Genomic DNA, 17,437 nt, shown 5'->3' on the forward strand with positions numbered 1-17,437 from the left:
CAGCTTGTTTTCAGCCCGCCTAGACCTTCAATGGATAGGGTGTTATGTCCGGAAAAGCGCAACAGCAGTCTCGTTTGAAAGAGTTGATCAGCCGTGGTCGTGAGCAGGGTTACCTGACTTACGCGGAGGTCAACGACCACCTGCCGGAGGATATTTCCGATCCGGAACAGGTGGAAGACATCATCCGCATGATCAATGACATGGGCATCAACGTATTCGAGGCAGCCCCGGATGCGGACGCCCTGTTGTTGGCCGAGGCGGAGACCGACGAAGCCGCCGCCGAAGAGGCCGCCGCCGCGCTGGCCGCGGTGGAAACCGATATCGGCCGCACCACCGACCCGGTGCGCATGTACATGCGCGAAATGGGGACCGTGGAGCTGCTCACCCGCGAAGGTGAGATCGAAATCGCCAAGCGCATCGAGGAAGGCATCCGCGAAGTGATGGGCGCCATCGCCCACTTCCCCGGCACCGTCGACAGCATCCTCGCCGAGTACCAGCGCGTCACCACCGAAGGTGGCCGCCTGGCGGAAGTCCTCAGCGGCTACATCGACCCGGACGACGACATCGCCGAACCCAGCGAAGCCCCGGTGCCCGAGCTGAAGAACGGCGCCGCCGCGGCAGCCAGCGACGAGGAGGAAGACGAAGAAGCCGAATCCTCGGACGACGACGAATCCGAAGGCGACGGCGGCCCGGACCCGGAAGAGGCCCTGCGCCGCTTCACCGCCGTGTCCGAGCAACTGGAGAAGACCCGCAAGGCACTGAAGAAATTCGGTCGCGACAGCAAGCAGAGCATCGCCGAGCTGCAAGCGCTGGCCGAGCTGTTCATGCCGATCAAGCTGGTACCCAAGCAATACGACGCCCTGGTCGCCCACGTGCGTGGCGCCCTGGACCGCGTGCGGGCCCAGGAACGCGCGATCATGCAGCTCTGCGTTCGTGACGCCCGCATGCCGCGAGCCGACTTCCTGCGCCTGTTCCCGGGCAACGAGGTCAACGACGCCTGGGCCGCCGAACTGGCCAAGGGCAAGGCCAAGTACGCCGAGGCGATCGGCAACCTGCAGGCCGACATCCAGCGTTGCCAGCAGAAGCTCGCCGACCTGCAGAACGAGTCCAGCCTGACCATCGCCGAAATCAAGGACATCAACCGTCGCATGTCCATCGGTGAGGCCAAGGCCCGCCGCGCCAAGAAGGAAATGGTCGAGGCCAACCTGCGCCTGGTGATCTCCATCGCCAAGAAGTACACCAACCGCGGCCTGCAATTCCTCGACCTGATCCAGGAAGGCAACATCGGCCTGATGAAGGCGGTGGACAAGTTCGAATACCGTCGCGGCTACAAGTTCTCGACCTACGCCACCTGGTGGATCCGCCAGGCGATCACCCGCTCGATCGCCGACCAGGCGCGCACCATCCGTATCCCGGTGCACATGATCGAGACGATCAACAAGCTCAACCGCATCTCCCGGCAGATGCTCCAGGAGATGGGCCGCGAGCCGACCCCGGAAGAGCTGGGCGAACGCATGGACATGCCCGAGGACAAGATCCGCAAGGTCCTGAAGATCGCCAAGGAACCGATCTCCATGGAGACGCCGATCGGCGACGATGAAGATTCGCATCTGGGCGACTTCATCGAAGACTCCACCATGCAGTCGCCGATCGAGGTGGCCACCGTGGAAAGCCTCAAGGAAGCCACCCGCGAAGTGCTGGCCGGCCTCACCGCCCGTGAAGCCAAGGTCCTGCGCATGCGTTTCGGCATCGACATGAACACCGACCACACCCTCGAGGAAGTCGGCAAGCAGTTCGATGTGACCCGCGAGCGGATCCGTCAGATCGAGGCGAAGGCGCTGCGCAAGCTGCGCCACCCGACCCGCAGCGAACACCTGCGATCGTTCCTCGACGAGTGACACCAGAACCCCCGGCCCTGCCGGGGGTTTTGCTTTGGGCTTCGCTCTCCTTTCGAGCCAGGCTTGGCGATTGCTTTCCGGCCCACCCTCTCCACGACTACACTTTGCCATCAGAGACCGCGTGGGGATGGGCCAATATGCCGAGACTGCCGGCCATACTGCTGTTGTGCCTGGCGCTTCTTGCCACGCCATGCATGGCCCTGACGCTCAGCCAGGAGGAGCGCGACTGGCTCGCCGAGCATCGCCAATTGCGCCTGGGCATCGACGCGTCCTGGCCCCCCTTCGAGTTTCGCGACGAAGAGAACCGCTACCAGGGCCTGGCCGCCGACTACGTCAAGCTGATCGAACAGCGCCTCGGCATCCAGTTGCAGCCGATCGAGCCGAGCAGTTGGAGCGAAGTGCTGGCCCAGGCCAAGGCCGGTGACCTGGACCTGCTGCCGGGCATCATGTCGACGCCGGAACGCCAGTCCTACCTGCGCTTCACCCGCCCCTACCTCGACTTCCCGGTCGTCATCCTCGCCCGCCAGGGCGGTCCGCAGCCTCGCGCCCTGAAAGACCTCTACGGCCTGAAGATCGCCGTCGTGCAGGACTACGCCCCGCACGAACTGCTGCGCAGCCAGCACCCCGACCTCAACCTGCTGCCCCTGCCAAGCGTCAACGCCGCCCTGCAGGCCCTGGCGACCGAGCAGGCCGACGCCTTCGTCAGCGACCTCGCCTCCAGCGTCTGGAGCCTGCGCCAGCTCAAGCTGGAAGGGCTCTACATCAGCGGCGAGACTCCCTATCGCTATCAACTGGCGATGGCCGCGCCGCCCCGGCAGGCAGTGTTCATCGGCATCCTCGACAAACTGTTCTCCGACCTCAGCGCCGCGGAAATCGCCGCGCTGCAGGAGCCCTGGGTCGGCGCAGAACTCGACCAGCGCCAGGCATGGCGAGACGCGCTGCTCTACGGCCTGCCGATACTGCTCGTGGTGCTGGCCGTGCTGGCCATGATCCTGCGCATCAATCGCCGCCTGAGCAGCGAGATCAGCCGCCGCTCGGAACTCGAACAGGAACTGCGCAGCAGCGAGCAGCACTATCGCGGCCTGGTCGAAAGCCTGTCGGCGGTGGCCTGGGAAATGCGCCTGTCCGACTACTGCTTCACCTACGTCTCGCCGCACGCCGAGAAACTGCTCGGCTATCCGCTGGCCGACTGGCTGCAACCCGGCTTCTGGCAACGCACCCTGTACCCCGACGACGCCGCCCAGGCCATCGAGTACTGCACCAGCGAAAGCGCCGCCGGCCGCGACCACACCCTCGAATACCGCATGCTCACCGCCGACGGCCGGATCGTCTGGCTGCGCGACATCGTCACCCTGATCGACCATGCCGGCGGCCTGTTGATGCGCGGCCTGCTGATCGACATCACCGAAACCAAGCAGATCGAGCGCGCCCTGCGCCTGTCCGAGCAACAGTTCTCCTCGGTGTTCCACCATTCGCCGGACATCCAGGTCATCGCCCGCCGCGAAGATGGCCGCCTGCTCAAGGTCAACCGCACCTTCGAGCAGCAACTGGGCATCAGCGCCGCCGAAGCGATCGGCAAGACCTCCAGCGAGCTGGGCATCTGGGCCATTCCCGACATTGCCCCGGCACTGCTCGACAGCATGCAGAAGCAGAACCTGCACAACCTGGAAATGCCCTTCCGCCGCCGTAACGGCGAGCTGTTCACCGGGCTGATCTCTTCCCAGCGCATCCAGCTCGACACCACGCCGGCCCTGGTGGTCGCGGTGCGCGACATCGAACAGCTCAAGGAAGCCCAGGAACAGTTGCAGGTCTCCGAAGAGAAGTTCGCCCGCGCCTTCCACGCCTCGCCGGACGGCATGCTGATCACCCGGCTGCGCGACGGCCTGCTGATCGACGTCAACGAAGGCTTCTCGCGCATCACCGGCTACGGTGCCAACGAAACGCGGGAACACTCGACCCTGCAACTCGGCATCTGGACCAACCCGGACGACCGTCAACGCATGATCGAGCAACTGCTGCACGAAGGCAGCGTGCGCGACTTCATCGCTCCGATCCGCACCCGCGACGGCCAGCTCCGGCTTTGCGAACTGTCGGTGCAGAACCTCGTCATCAGCGACGAACCCTGCATGCTGACCATCGCCCGCGACATCACCGAGCGCCAACTGATGCAGGAAAAGCTGCGCCAGGCCGCGACCGTGTTCGAAAGCACCGCCGAAGGCGTGATGATCACCGACACCCAGCAACACATCACCGCCGTCAACCGCGCCTTCAGCGAAATCACCGGCTACAGCGAAGCGGAAGCACTCGGCCAGTCCCCCCGCCTGCTCGCCTCGGGCCAGCACGACAGCGCCTTCTACGCCGCCATGTGGCACCAGTTGACGGCCCAGGGCCACTGGCAAGGCGAAATCTGGAACCGCCGCAAGAGCGGCGAGCTCTACCCGGAATGGCTGACCATCAGCGCCGTGCACGACACCAACGGAGACATTACCCACTTCGTCGGTGTATTCGCCGACATCTCCGTCCTCAAGCATGCCCAGGCCCGCCTCGACTACCAGGCCCACCACGACCCGCTCACCGGGCTGCCCAACCGGATGCTGTTCGAGAGCCGGCTGCTCGCCGCGCTGCACGACGCGCAGACCGACGGCCGCCAGGGCGCCGTGCTGTTTCTCGACCTGGACCGCTTCAAGCACATCAACGACAGCCTCGGCCACCCGGTCGGCGACCTGCTGCTGAAAAGCATCGCCCTGCGCCTGCGCGAGCAACTGCGCGACATCGACACCGTGGCCCGCCTGGGCGGCGACGAATTCATCATCCTGCTCCCCGGCCTGCACCAGCCGGAAGACGCCGCGTCGGTCGCCAACAAGCTGCTGAGCTGCTTCAGCGCCCCCTTCCCGGCCGAAGACCACGAATTCTTCATCAGCGCCAGCATCGGCATCAGCCTGTTCCCCCGGGACGGCCAGGACGTCGCCACCCTGGTCAAGAACGCCGACGCCGCCATGTACCGCGCCAAGTCCAAGGGCCGCAACCGCGTCGAACTCTACACCCGCGACCTGACCTTCCAGGCCACCGAGCGCATGGCCCTCGAACACGAACTGCGCCGCGCCCTGGAACGCGAGGAATTCAGCCTCCACTACCAGCCCAAGATCTGCCTCGCCAACCGCCAACTGACCGGCGCCGAGGCGCTGATCCGCTGGAGGCACCCGGTACTCGGCGAAATCCCGCCCGACCGCTTCATCCCGCTGGCCGAGGAAAGCGGTCTGATCCTGCCCATCGGCGACTGGGTGCTACGGGAAGCCTGCCGGCAGATGAGCCACTGGCACAGCCAGCACGCGCCGTTCGGCTCGCTGTCGGTCAACCTCGCCGGCGCCCAGTTGCGCCAGCCACAACTCGCCCGACGCATCGCCGACCTGCTGGACGACTTCGCCCTGCCCGCCGAACTGCTGCAACTGGAAATCACCGAAGGCTTCATCATGACCCAGACCGAGGAAGCCCTGGCCATCCTCCACGAACTCAAGGCCCTCAAGCTGGAACTGGCGATCGACGACTTCGGCACCGGCTACTCCTCCCTCAGCTACCTCAAGCGCCTGCCGCTGGACGCCCTGAAGATCGACAAATCCTTCGTCAGCGGCCTCCCCGAAGACCCCCACGACGTTGCCATCACCCGCGCCATCATCGCCCTGGCGAGCAGCATGCAATTGACGGTGATCGCCGAAGGCGTGGAAACCGAGGCCCAGGAAACCTTCCTCGCCCACGAAGGCTGCGAGCAGATTCAGGGCTTCGTGGTCAGCCAACCCCTGCCCGCCGACACTTTCGCCAGCCACTTCCTGATCCCCCGCCACACGATTGGCGCCGCCGACAAGGCGCCGGTATAATCCGCCGCTCCTTCTGAGGGCCTATAGCTCAGTTGGTTAGAGCAGAGGACTCATAATCCTTTGGTCCACGGTTCGAGTCCGTGTGGGCCCACCACCTTCAAAGCCGCGCACTGCGCGGCTTTTTCATATCCGCAGCAAAAGCAGCTAGACCAGTCCTATAGTCCAAAGGTACAAATTCAGTACAGTGCCGGTACAGCGGCACGCCTTCGGAGCAAAGAAAAATGGCCACCATCGTCAAAACGGAAGCAGGCACATGGAAGGCTCTGGTACGCAAAACCGGCTGGCCGACCAACACCAAAACCTTCCGCACCAAGCGTGATGCCGAAGACTGGGCACGCCGCACCGAAGACGAAATGGTCAGGGGCGTGTACATCCAGCGCAGCGGCTCCGAACGCATGACCTTGGAAATGGCGCTGAAGCGCTACCTCAGCGAAATCAGCCCCACCAAGAAGCCGACCACCCAGCGTGCCGAAGCCACCAAAGCCCAGCAACTGATCAGCCACCTGGGCAAATACTCCATGGCCGCCCTCTCCGCTGAAATCATCGCCGGCTACCGCGACACCCGCCTGGCCTCGATCACCAATCGCGGCAAGCCCACCAGCAACAACACCGTGCGCCTGGAGCTGGCCCTGCTCAGCCACCTGTTCACCGTGGCGATTCAGGAGTGGGGCCTGGGTCTGAGCTTCAACCCGGTACTGAACATCCGTAAACCCAGCCCCGGCGAAGGCCGTGACCGGCGCTTGTCTGCAGAAGAAGAACGCCGCCTGCTGACCGCCGTGAACAATCACAGCAACCCCATGCTCGGCTGGATCGTCCGCATCGCCCTGGAAACCGGCATGCGCTCATCCGAGATCACATCCCTGCGCAGGCATCAGGTCGATATGAAAAAGCGCGTGGTGCGCCTTTCTGACACCAAGAACGACAGCGCACGTACCGTCCCACTCAGCAAATGGGCCACAGAAACCTTCCAGGCTGCGCTTAACAATCCAGTACGACCGATTGACTGCGACCTAGTGTTCTTTGGTGAACCGGGCAAAAACGGCAAGCGGAGCCCCTACGCCTTCACGAAGACCTGGGGTTTGCTGAAAACAAAACTCGGCATGCCTGATCTGCGCTTCCACGATCTGCGACACGAATTCTCCCAACATTGCAAATGTTTCGCAAAACACAGCTATTACCCTATAAGGGTCGAGCCTGACCGCATCGGCCTCATGCGTTGCGCATAAGGGGAGCTCGCAGAATTCGGAGAATTCATGCGCTACGGTTTTCGCGAACTGCGGTGGGCAGGTTTTCCAATGACTTAGTACATGGCCCCCCCTGCACGGCTTCGTACACCTTGTGGACGCTCCGCGTTAACGTGACCTTGGGGTCCACGTCTGGCGCAGCACTTTTCAGTTGAAGCCGAGAAGTCGGCGCAACCAGGATCGTTTCGTGGGCGAATGAGGCACTGATATAAAACCGATCGGGATCTCGCACCTCCTTGACCGTCCAGACCGATCGACCACTACTGCCGATGTTGCCCCTAGCGGGACTTCAATGGCGATACGACATACGGCAGGGCTCGCCGGGAAATTTTCAGTGAGAAGCCGTACGTCAGTATGACCGTGTTGCGGGAGCCAGCTGACTGAAAGCATTACTGGCAGAGGCGAGTCTTTGCTGAAATATTCGAGTTCAAGAAGGGAGCCGGATGTCACCCGAGTCGGCCTGCATGAGATCAGACGCGGGCGCGATTCATCCTTTGCCCGCGCTACATCTACGGCAAGCCCGCACTCCTCACACCGCAGCTCGCCGTCAACGAGTTCATAGTAATGACGAGCCTGACAGAAAGGGCAGTCATCCCAAGGGCCGGCGGTATTCATCCCCCTCTGAGCCATGTCCGCATGTGAAGCCCCGCATTCGGAGCAATAGGCGCTAGAGTTTTGCCAAACCGTGACCGTTCTTTTGCCGCAGTTGGCGCAGTGAGAGAGGTGCGTTTGCATGGTGTGAATTGGGGAGCCTTAACCTTCTGACATAAGCGGCGGCCGGTGCTGGATGACGCCTGCGGTCGCCTGTCTGCTTGCTGGAAGCGTTGGGTTCCGAGGTGCCACTGCCCAATACAGCGCATCGTTTGGGTCACCTCTAATCGATTAACGCATCGAGACTGCGCTTCGCTTCAGCTACTGCGGCAGCATGAGCTTCTTCAGGCGATTGGTATACGCCAGGTAATGTGCCTTGACAGACTGCGCGGTACGAGTTGTTCGGCTCGATGCGCCATGTAGAGTACGAGGCAACCCACGGGCCAGCCGTGGGACCTGAGGCGTGCGGAAATATTGTGTGACCGCGGTGGTCATCCGGGATTTGAGTCACACTGCCCTCCTTTTGAAGTCGCGAGTGACCAGCACCCGACAATCTTGTGTTACCAGTCTAAAATCTAGCTGAACCCCTAGGAAAAACCATCTAAACCTGCCCCCACTTCACGAGGCCTGATATGGATGTCTTGGATATTGAATTAGAGAACTGCTACGGGATTCGAAAGCTTAAAGAAAAGTTCACATTTCGATCCGAAGGAAAAGTTAAAGCCGGATATTCATATTCGATTTATGCCCCTAATGGCTTTATGAAGACCTCGCTGGCTCGAACCTTTCTTGACATTCAAGAGAAGCGTGAAAGCCAGGATCTGATTTTTCCAGACAGACCGACCACTCGCACAATTACCTCAGAACCAGAGGGCGCCGTTACCAGCGAGTCCGTATTCGTGGTTAAACCATACGTCGAACGGTACTCATCTGCCAACTCATCTACACTACTCGTGAATCCTGCTCTTAGGGAGAAGTATGAGAGCGCAGTGAAGCTTATCGAAGAGACCTTGAGCACACTGCTTCAAGAGCTTAAGAAACATGCAGGGATTGCTGGAAAGACACTGCCGACTGCCGAATTGAAGGAAGTCTTTAAATTCGAAAGCATCTATGACTTTTTCTCTGGCCAGGCAAAAGCACTAGATGGAAATATTCAATTCTCCAACATATCTTATTCCGAGATATTTAATGACAAAACGTTTGCAGCATTAAAGTCCGGAGAGTTAAGCAAGCAACTTAAAGAATACATAGGAAAATATCAAGAGCTAGTAGACCAGTCCCCGGTTCTAAGTAAAAAATTCAATCCGACCGGAGCCGGCGACGTTTCCAAGAGCCTTGTCTCGAATGGTTTTTTTGAAGCACACCACTCTCTAAACGTTGCCAACGGAGAATCCAAAGTAGAGATCACCTCAGCCAAGGAGCTGGATGCACTAATCAGCAAGGAAAAAGAACGCATCCTGGGCGACAAAGAACTAACATCCAAGTTTGAAGCTGTTGACAAGCAGCTTCAAAAGAATGCCGAACTGAAGAGATTCCGGGATTACCTGGCAGAGCACCCCGAAATTCTGCCAGAGTTAGGTGACTTCACGCATTTCAGAGAAAAGCTGTGGCTTGCCTATTTCAACCTCTCCAAAACTACCATCGACATGTTCCATGCTGCTTATGAGAGCGCCAAAGACGTTATGGCACTTACAGCCAAACAAGCGCAGTCAGAGAGCACCAAGTGGGCCTCTGTAGTAGCCCAATTCAACGACCGTTTCTATGTGCCATTCAAACTTTTCATTCACAATCAAAAAGACGTAATACTTAAAGGTGATGCACCTAATATTGGGTTCGAATTTGACGACGGCAGAGGGGTGCGCGGCGTCGACGAGGAGCAATTGCTTCAGGTTCTGAGCCAAGGCGAGAAACGAGCCTTGTATATACTCAATATACTTTTTGAAGTGCACGCTCGTCGCGAATCACAGCAACCCACCATATTCATAATAGACGATATCGCCGATTCGTTTGACTACAAAAACAAATATGCCATAATCGAATACCTGAATGAAATATCGAAAATCGAATATTTCCGAATCATTTTTCTCACACACAACTTTGATTTTCATCGAACAATTAGCAGCCGACTAGGCATAGCCAGAGCGCGAAGGCTCTTTGTCAAGAAGCAAGAGGGCTCTCTTTCGTTTATAGAGGAAAAATACCAAAACGATCCTTTCTTAGTTTGGAAAGGCGAACTAGCCAACAGTGCCACATGCCTGGTCGCAAGCATTCCATTTGTGCGCAATCTGGCGGAATATTGCCACGGCAAAGAAAGTGCCGCGTACGAAACCCTTACCTCTCTGCTCCATATAAAGCCAAACAGCGAAAATGTTAAAGTTGCTGACCTGCAATCCATTTATAGATCCACCCTTCTAGACAAGTCTGACCTTGACCTACCCTCGCCAGACTTACCAGTAATACAGATCATATTTGACCAAGCTGATGCCCTCGCAGCTAACGGCGATGACCATGTAGAGCTGGAGGTTAAAGTAACTCTATCAATAGGCATCCGCCTCAAAGCAGAACAATTTATGATAAGCAAAATAGCTGATGGGGATTTCGTTGGCGCGATTACTAAAAATCAAACATTGAAACTATACGAGAAATATGCCGGACTTTACTCGCAGGAAGAAAATGCGCTCTTGGTGCTTTCGCAAGTCAACCTCATGACCCCTGAAAACATACACTTAAATTCATTTATGTATGAGCCGATTCTAGACATGTCGGCACTTCACCTTTACGACCTGTACAACAAGGTAAAGGCTCTAGCTTGACTCGGCATGCTGGAGGTATTTCGAGATACCTTCAGCACACGCTTATAAGAATACAGCGCAATTGAGGGCGCTTTCTCATGCTTCGCTATTTAGATAAAAGCAAGGGCTATCTTTTCTCCACCCACGATTTGGGAACCGTTATCCAAAACCAGATCGCTGCTATGCAGAAGGAAGTCGAAAGCCTGGATCCAAATCGCCTTCTCAATACTGCACCGGCAGATCTCGCAGAGTACTTAGGGCAGAAATACTGCCTTGAGCCTGTCTCGCTTCTTCGAGATCAGTGCTACGCAACTGAGCAAGAAGCACAGGTTGACGTCAGGTATGACCCACGCCGATGGGTTGATGACAAGAGCCGCCCTGTACTAATGCCCGGGCAACGCATCGAAATCGCGGTGCCGTTCGAAGGTGAATCAGAACTGTTTTATTGTCGCTCGAACCAGTTCAGCATGAATCCGCCTCGTGCGGTCGTGCGCGGGCAGGAGCTTGTTCTGGCCTTCGAGTTTGCCAACGACAGCGCGCCTGATATCCGCTCCGACATTGATCGTCAGCTCAATGATATTGAGGAACACTTGAAATGGGGGCGCGGGCAAGTGAATGACTTCAATGCCAGCCTTCGGCAACGTGCAGAACAAGCTATCGAAAACCGACGCGGACGGCTGCTCGCGAATCAGAATCGCATGGCATCACTTGGGATCCCGGTAAAAGTTCGGGCGAACGCCCCCAAAACCTACGCAGTGCCAGAGGTTCGCCGGAAAGCGCAGCCTACGCTGCCTCCAGCAACTTCTACTCCTTTTGAGCCAGAGCCTACTTGGGCTATGGAACACTATGAGTATGCATTGACCGTCATGCAGAACATGGCCGCACTGATGGAGCGCTCGCCCAGCGCATTCGCAAAGCAGAACGAGGAACACCTACGTGATCAGTTCCTGTTCCAGTTGAATGGCCAGTTCGAGGGGCGTGCCACTGGCGAAACCTTCAATCTCAATGGGAAGACGGACATTCTTCTCCGCGAAAACGGCCGCAACGTCTTCATTGCCGAGTGCAAATTCTGGAAAGGTCCAAAGAAGTTTGGCGAGACGATCGACCAGCTGCTTGGCTACACGGCTTGGCGTGACACCAAGACTGCAATCCTAGTGTTCAACCGGGGAACGGATACCACGACAGTATTAAGCGGCATCAAGGAGATAGCCGAAAAGCATCCGAACTACAAGCGGACGCTTCCGTGGAAACACGAGAGCGGTTATCGCTATGTTTTTCACCATTCCGGAGATTCAAATCGGGAGTTCATCCTCACCGTGCTCGTCTTCCATGTGCCTGACTGAGGTTTAAACGCAGCGAGGCGTAAGCGAAATGACCAGCTTGAACGATGACGAAGAAAGGTACACCAATCTGACACGCGAAGCGTTGGCTGACGTGGACACCGACCTGGTGGTCGATCACCAGCTAGTCGAGGCCTGGGCCAAAAGTCTCGGCACGGGCAACCCCGCGCCTTTGCCCACGCCAGTTCGGTCTGCGTGATACCCTCTAAATAACAGCCCTATCCGCGAGGTTGCCCAGATGAGCGACTTTCACCAGTCAGACAGCAGCTTTGCCGAGATATTGGAGGGCAAGGCTCGGCGGCGCGAGGAACTGCTGAAGGCTATTCGGGAGGCAGATCCTGCCGTTCTTGCTGAAGCCGCCGAACGACTCAGGGAAGCGATGCGCAAGAAAGTTCCGAGCCAACGGCGCCGTCGGCTGGGACCACCTGCGTTCTGCAAGTGACCCGGGCTCACTCAGTTTGATCGCGGGGCCCGCCGACCGATCTCAGCGAGACCGACTTCGCAGTCACGGTCAATCTAGTCTGCAAGTCCGCTATGAGCTTGTCGCGCTGCTGGATAGTGGCTTCAAGCTCCCGTACGCGGTGAGTCAGCAAATAGTTCTGACGAGCCCATGCAGTAATTTCATCTCGCGCCGCCTCCAGCGCCTCCCGGTACTCGCGGGCCTTGGCCCGTGCTTCCCCCAGCTCCCCTTGCTTAGCCTCCAGTTGCTGCTTCGGCATGGTTTCGTTGAACTTGCGGATCGCCGTCAGGATGGGCTCGTGGAAACGATAAAGCGTGGATCGATCGATACCCGCTTCTCTCGCCACTGTCGTTGCGCTGATCGCAGCGCCGCGCTTAACGCGGCGCGGATTGCCATTTCTCAGGCGAGCGAGCGCCAACTCTAGCTCTTGGCGGGTCTGCCGCTGCGACGCTTCCTTGTGCGCCCGTAGCGCCTCGGGATTACCTGCTGTGTCCACGCCGCTCATGATTCCGACCTACTGCCATCGAGTTTGCTGATCACCTGATTCGCTTTCTCCAGAATGCGGTTGGCCCGGCTCTTGGCCGGTACGCCCATATCGGGTAGTTGCAGCACCACTAGTTGCTGCTCAGCAATTTCTTTCCAAACAGGAAGGTGTTCAGGGCCGATCAGCGCCATATTGCAGTCGACGCACATATCGGCCTCGAACAGACACAGCCCACCGCAGCTGCCCCCTTTGGCATTACCGGCGCACCAACTATGCCCGGTACCGTTGAGGGTGATCGTGCTGCTCAACTCCTGAATCAACTCGTCTTTGTTCTTGGCGGTGCGAACCATGGGGCGCCACGTGCCCAGCCAATCCTCACCTTTGGCCAAGGGGGTATCGGAGCCGAGGTAACCGGCCAGTATCTCCGCTTGGCGCTCCTGTTTAGCGCGCACCACGTCGTCCAGCAGGCCGTTATCGATCTGGTACTCGTCGGCCCCGCCGTCGGCATACAACATGGTCATGTCGAGGCTCCAGTGCCCATAGTGCTCTTTTAGGTACAGCAGATCCCCCAGCTCCGAACGAGCATAGTTGTAGGCAAACGTGCGCCGGAACTGGTGAGAGGCAAGATCCCAAACCTCGCCGTTGTCGTCACGGATCTGGAAATGCTGGCAGAAATCCTTCAGCCATTTATTGACGGCGGCACCGCCCGGCATCACGGCCACCGGTCCCTGCTGGCTATAGTGTGTCGCTAGGAACAACTTGTTCCTGCTCCTGGAAATTTCCGCCAAGCGTTTTGCATGCTTCGACTCGATGGTTTCCAGCTTGCGAAGCCTCCTCTCTTCGTCTCGAAGCATCGATTGGAAAGGCTCGATCATGCGCTCAGCGAGATCGACCGCCCGCGCCACAATCGGCGGGACCAACCATTTGTGCGGTCGCTCGCCGGTCTTGTAGATCGTGCCATGCAACCAGATGCACTCGTAGCTGCCATCGATTCCGGGCTCCCTTGAGATGCACCCGGACTCCAAGGACATCATTTCGGAGTTGCGCAGGCCGGAGAACATGTTGATGCAGATGTAGCTGGCCGTCCTGAGTAGCGCCATTTCGGCATGCAGTTCTCTGAGCCCTGCATAGCCGTGTGCCCTGGCCACTTCCGTACCAAAGACATGTCGATAGGCATGCCCTTTCACGCCACGCGCCTCGGCTGCCGCCATGGCCTGCGCCGCCTCGGCCTGAACGACCAAGATCGCCGGCGCACGCTGCTCAACGTACTCAATGGCTTTCTGAGCAAGCGGTACGAACACCGACTCGGGAATCACCGGCGTTTTCGGCACTCGGTGGGCCATGCGTTGGTCCATGCCGGCCAGCAGGGCAGCACTTTCAAATGGCCAAGGATGAGACGGCAGGCAGTCATCGATCTTCCCCACCTGCGCATACAACTTCTCGACCAGGAGCAACCTCTTCATCACGGTACTTTTGGCGGACTTTCCATCCTTGGCTGCCACTACATACTCCAGGGTTCTGCCATCCAACTGGGCAAACCTGGTGATGCCTTGACTGACCATCCAACGCAGCAGAAACGCTAGGTTGCCCATCAGGGAGATCAGTGTCTTCAGCCCCGGGCGCTTCCCGCCCTCGATGGGATCGACATGAAGCGACCAAATGAAATCCTTGGCCGAAGCCAGCAAGCTACGATGCGCTTCGTCGGTCAGCCTTGAACCGTCCGGCAGCCCGATACCCCAGATGATCCGCTTTTCACCGTCCTTGGCATTCTCCCGCGAGATGTACGGCCAGAAATTCCAGACGTCATCTTCGTACCGGCTGATTACCACCGGCGAGCCTGCTGTATCGACGGCGACCGAGACAGGCAGACGTGCTTTTTGCAGGAAAGTCAGGCCTGCCAGGCGAGTAACGTCAAGCGGCAGCGGGATCATAACGCGGCTCCAGAGACCGCCCAGGCGGGATGAGGTGTCAGCCTAGCTTTGCTCTTTGCTGCCTCGACCAGGTCAGCCGGAAATTGCGTTGCTATGTCGTTGTCGATGGTCTTGATGACCCAGCCGTATGTCTTGACCCAGTGATGCGGGGCGATCTTGTTTCTTTCGGCAAGCAACTTGTTGTAGAAGCTGAACATCTTCCAGAGATCGTCCTCGAAAACCACCATCTGCGGGCATCTGAAGCAGACCATGTACTTGCCGCAAACCTCTCCTCCCTCGCGAAAGGGATTCTTGCAGCGAGCAACGACGGTGTTGTATCCGCCGCTCAGGAGTTCGTGCACGTTCTGCAGCGGAATCCTGCCATCGGCGGCCAGCGCCGTGGCTTTTGTCTCATCCGCGGAAGTGATCCAGCCCACCATCGCTTGACCCACAAAGACATGATCCCGCTCAGCAACTGCCGGTAACGACACATAGTGGCGTGCGGTGGTCTCGGCGGATGCATGGCCCAGCGCGAGTTGGACCTTGCGAATATCTCGTGTTCGGGCATACAGGTTGGTGCCGAAAGTCGGGCGGCAACGAGCGACGCTGAAGAGAAGGCGCTCCCCACGGTCATCGACCAGTCCATGCCGCGCCACGAAATCCGCAATGGCGTTTCGGGCATCCACTTGGGTGAAGCGGTTGACCCGTCCCTGACGGGTGGATCTCGGGTGGCGCCCGGTATAGGGCACCTGCCACAGGAACACAAAGTCGCGTTCCTCGGCGCGCGCTTCATCGCTCAATGAGCGGGTGAATTCAGCCAGCCACCGGAAGTGGTTGCCCACGGTGGTGGGGATCGTGAGTATTTGCTCTTGCTCAGCCCCCTGGTCGGCGGCCTGCGCCCGATATGATGCGACATGCGTGGAACCGCTGCGGCGTTTTTCAGTGATGAGGACTTCCCGATCCTTGAGCGGATGGGGTTTTAGGCTGTCTCGTCGCAGCTCAAGCAGGCCTTGAAAGTTCCGGCCGGTGGCCAATGCCAAGACGATCAGGTGCACCGCCAACACCTGGGCCGACGACAAAGCGTCTCCGCCTCGCTGGTCGTGGATCCGCTTCAAGTCTTGATTGCACGCTGCAACGATCCTGCTCTGCTCGCCCTTGCTATAGGACGCGCGCTTCGGCACCAACCGATTGATATTGGGGAAGGGCGACTTGGGGAACCTCAACTGAGCGCTGACCGACTCCGGCGTTTTTTTCATCCGGTTGGTCAGTACCGTCTTCAGCGCAGAATAGCCGTTTTTCTTCGCCGAGAGCGACAGCGGCTGACCGGCCCGCCGGCCTCCGCCAGCGATGCGTCGTTCGAGCCACGCCAGGAAATCTCTGACTACCTTCTCGTCAATCTGGCTCAAGTGGCTAACAGCGCAACCGCTCTCCTCAAGGTCATCCAGAAATGGCCAAAAGTAAGTGGCAAGGTTCTGAAATATCCCTTGCAGGGTAATCCCCACCAGTTCATGTCGCAGCGACCACACGGCATCCCGCACATGCGTCACCAGATCGTCGCGGCCACGCCGGCGCCAGGGGGCGAAATCGAGGCGGATTTCACCATGGTGCTGACAGCGGATGGTGAAGCACCATGCCGGCGGCAAATCGACGACAGTTCCATCCAGAGTGATGGACTCGACTTTCCGGACGACCCGCTTCCTGCCAATCATGAACGACTCCCCATGCGCTGCAGAACTTCTTCAACGTAACCGTCCACCTCATCATGTTTCAGTAAGTCCGCCGCATGCACATAAACCTCGGTGGTGGTGATGCTCGAATGGCCCAGACGATCCCGCACCCAGTGCAACGCACCATCCGTTCCGCGCCGCTCGGACATGCGCAAAAACTCGTAGGTGCCGAAGGTATGCCGGAGGCGATGAGGCGTGCACTTCACCCCAGACTTGGCCGACGCGCGCTGAAAGCTCACATCCAGGCCATCCAATGACAATGCATCGCCGGCCCTGGTCAGGAAGAGCTTGGTCGTCTCCGCACCATGATGCTTGCGGTACATCTGGGCGAGTTTCGGTCGCTCCCGCATCATGTAGTCGAACAGGTGACCGGCCAGGTCGTATGGCACCATCACCCAACGCTCCTTGGAGCCCTTAGTCGGCGTAAGGCTTGGATCGAGTGTCATCTTGATGGCCTTACCTGAGGAATGTCCGGCCGGCGTCGGCAGGACCCGAACATCGAGCGCGCAAGCCTCCTCACGACGCAGACCACATAGCAACATCAGGTAGGCCACCAGTTGCGTCCTGCGAGGCGACAGCGCCCCGATAAACTGGACGGCTTCCGGGATGCTCAGGAACTTGGGGAGTTGCTGGTGAATGCGCAAGGTCAACTCATTGGCCTGAACACGATTCCCTGAAGCATCGACGTGGGCCAGAAATCCTTTCGGCTTCGCCACGAGCACATCCTGGGTTTCGAAAGGCAACTGTTCGGCCAACCCCTGGCGAGCGCACCAGGTGTAGAACGCGCTGGTGGTCGAAAGGCGCTTGTTGATCGTGGAGCGGGACAGGCCACGATCCAGCATCGAGTTGCGCCAGACCGCGATGTGCTCCTGAGTCACCCGGCTCCAGAACAAAGCGTTCTCTTCGAGGAAGGAGAAAAACTCGTAGAGGTGGTCAGCGTAGGTTCGCCAGGTGGCAGGAGAACGAGTGCGCCCTCGCACGACCGCGATGTGGAAAAGGTAACGATTGGCCGGCTCGATCAGCTCTGCATCGGCGTTGGCCAGGAACGGAATCCCTGGCAAGGGCACGCCATTCAGCTCGAAACTCTCATCCGTGTAGAACACCCGCATAGGCCTTTCC

At 58.7% G+C, this 17,437-nt stretch carries 11 protein-coding genes and 1 tRNA gene; 8 read left to right on the plus strand and 4 right to left on the minus strand.

Annotated features, from left to right (window positions below; translation table 11 throughout):
* The first annotated feature begins 44 nt into the window (after nucleotides 1-44).
* The 8 genes from rpoD to PSEWESI4_RS14180 all read left to right on the plus strand — a co-directional run bounded on the left by rpoD (nucleotide 45) and on the right by PSEWESI4_RS14180 (nucleotide 12,179).
* Entirely contained in the window at nucleotides 45-1,898 is a 1,854-nt protein-coding gene (gene rpoD / locus PSEWESI4_RS14145; RefSeq protein WP_187671855.1) for an RNA polymerase sigma factor RpoD, read from the plus strand.
* 137 nt (nucleotides 1,899-2,035) lie between these two features.
* Nucleotides 2,036-5,770, plus strand: a complete 3,735-nt coding sequence (locus PSEWESI4_RS14150) for a bifunctional diguanylate cyclase/phosphodiesterase (protein WP_187671856.1) — start codon at nucleotides 2,036-2,038, stop codon at nucleotides 5,768-5,770.
* A gap of 17 nt (nucleotides 5,771-5,787) precedes the next feature.
* Nucleotides 5,788-5,864, plus strand: a tRNA-Ile gene (locus tag PSEWESI4_RS14155).
* 127 nt (nucleotides 5,865-5,991) lie between these two features.
* Complete coding sequence (locus PSEWESI4_RS14160) at nucleotides 5,992-6,996, plus strand: tyrosine-type recombinase/integrase (RefSeq protein ID WP_235978943.1); 1,005 nt, start codon at nucleotides 5,992-5,994, stop codon at nucleotides 6,994-6,996.
* Nucleotides 6,997-8,237: 1,241 nt separating this feature from the next.
* Nucleotides 8,238-10,418 carry a hypothetical protein gene (locus tag PSEWESI4_RS14165; RefSeq protein WP_187671857.1) on the plus strand — a complete coding sequence of 727 codons (2,181 nt, stop codon included), beginning with the start codon at nucleotides 8,238-8,240 and terminating at the stop codon, nucleotides 10,416-10,418.
* 77 nt (nucleotides 10,419-10,495) lie between these two features.
* Nucleotides 10,496-11,740 carry a hypothetical protein gene (locus PSEWESI4_RS14170; RefSeq protein WP_187671858.1) on the plus strand — a complete coding sequence of 415 codons (1,245 nt, stop codon included), beginning with the start codon at nucleotides 10,496-10,498 and terminating at the stop codon, nucleotides 11,738-11,740.
* Nucleotides 11,741-11,768: 28 nt separating this feature from the next.
* Nucleotides 11,769-11,936 carry a hypothetical protein gene (locus PSEWESI4_RS14175; protein WP_187671859.1) on the plus strand — a complete coding sequence of 56 codons (168 nt, stop codon included), beginning with the start codon at nucleotides 11,769-11,771 and terminating at the stop codon, nucleotides 11,934-11,936.
* 39 nt (nucleotides 11,937-11,975) lie between these two features.
* Nucleotides 11,976-12,179: a hypothetical protein gene (locus PSEWESI4_RS14180; RefSeq protein ID WP_187671860.1), complete on the plus strand. Its 204-nt coding sequence runs from the start codon at nucleotides 11,976-11,978 to the stop codon at nucleotides 12,177-12,179.
* 7 nt (nucleotides 12,180-12,186) lie between these two features.
* On the opposite strand, the gene PSEWESI4_RS14185 is transcribed toward PSEWESI4_RS14180, so the two are convergent.
* From PSEWESI4_RS14185 to PSEWESI4_RS14200, 4 genes are read right to left on the minus strand one after another with little or no spacing between them, the layout of a single operon-like run.
* Entirely contained in the window at nucleotides 12,187-12,702 is a 516-nt protein-coding gene (locus PSEWESI4_RS14185; protein ID WP_187671861.1) for a hypothetical protein, read from the minus strand.
* The gene (locus PSEWESI4_RS14190) at nucleotides 12,699-14,612 is read right to left on the minus strand and encodes a site-specific integrase (RefSeq protein ID WP_187671862.1); all 1,914 of its coding nucleotides are present in this window, start codon (nucleotides 14,610-14,612) and stop codon (nucleotides 12,699-12,701) included. The genes PSEWESI4_RS14185 and PSEWESI4_RS14190 overlap by 4 nt, the downstream gene beginning before the upstream one ends.
* Nucleotides 14,609-16,300, minus strand: a complete 1,692-nt coding sequence (locus PSEWESI4_RS14195; RefSeq protein WP_187671863.1) for a tyrosine-type recombinase/integrase — start codon at nucleotides 16,298-16,300, stop codon at nucleotides 14,609-14,611. Before PSEWESI4_RS14195 ends, PSEWESI4_RS14190 begins: the two co-directional genes overlap by 4 nt.
* A complete protein-coding gene (locus PSEWESI4_RS14200) occupies nucleotides 16,297-17,427 on the minus strand; it encodes a tyrosine-type recombinase/integrase (RefSeq protein WP_187671864.1) in 1,131 nt (376 codons plus the stop codon). Before PSEWESI4_RS14200 ends, PSEWESI4_RS14195 begins: the two co-directional genes overlap by 4 nt.
* Between the last annotated feature and the right edge of the window lie 10 nt (nucleotides 17,428-17,437).

It is taken from the genome of Zestomonas carbonaria (assembly GCF_904061905.1).
GTDB lineage: Bacteria > Pseudomonadota > Gammaproteobacteria > Pseudomonadales > Pseudomonadaceae > Aquipseudomonas > Aquipseudomonas carbonaria.

Bases quoted from the DNA above. Each gene is read 5' to 3' on its own strand.
- rpoD (WP_187671855.1), top strand. From the start codon at position 45: ATGTCCGGAAAAGCGCAACAGCAGTCTCGTTTGAAAGAGTTGATCAGC.
- PSEWESI4_RS14150 (WP_187671856.1), top strand. From the start codon at position 2,036: ATGCCGAGACTGCCGGCCATACTGCTGTTGTGCCTGGCGCTTCTTGCC.
- PSEWESI4_RS14160 (WP_235978943.1), top strand. From the start codon at position 5,992: ATGGCCACCATCGTCAAAACGGAAGCAGGCACATGGAAGGCTCTGGTA.
- PSEWESI4_RS14165 (WP_187671857.1), top strand. From the start codon at position 8,238: ATGGATGTCTTGGATATTGAATTAGAGAACTGCTACGGGATTCGAAAG.
- PSEWESI4_RS14170 (WP_187671858.1), top strand. From the start codon at position 10,496: ATGCTTCGCTATTTAGATAAAAGCAAGGGCTATCTTTTCTCCACCCAC.
- PSEWESI4_RS14175 (WP_187671859.1), top strand. From the start codon at position 11,769: ATGACCAGCTTGAACGATGACGAAGAAAGGTACACCAATCTGACACGC.
- PSEWESI4_RS14180 (WP_187671860.1), top strand. From the start codon at position 11,976: ATGAGCGACTTTCACCAGTCAGACAGCAGCTTTGCCGAGATATTGGAG.
- PSEWESI4_RS14185 (WP_187671861.1), bottom strand. From the start codon at position 12,702: ATGAGCGGCGTGGACACAGCAGGTAATCCCGAGGCGCTACGGGCGCAC.
- PSEWESI4_RS14190 (WP_187671862.1), bottom strand. From the start codon at position 14,612: ATGATCCCGCTGCCGCTTGACGTTACTCGCCTGGCAGGCCTGACTTTC.
- PSEWESI4_RS14195 (WP_187671863.1), bottom strand. From the start codon at position 16,300: ATGATTGGCAGGAAGCGGGTCGTCCGGAAAGTCGAGTCCATCACTCTG.
- PSEWESI4_RS14200 (WP_187671864.1), bottom strand. From the start codon at position 17,427: ATGCGGGTGTTCTACACGGATGAGAGTTTCGAGCTGAATGGCGTGCCC.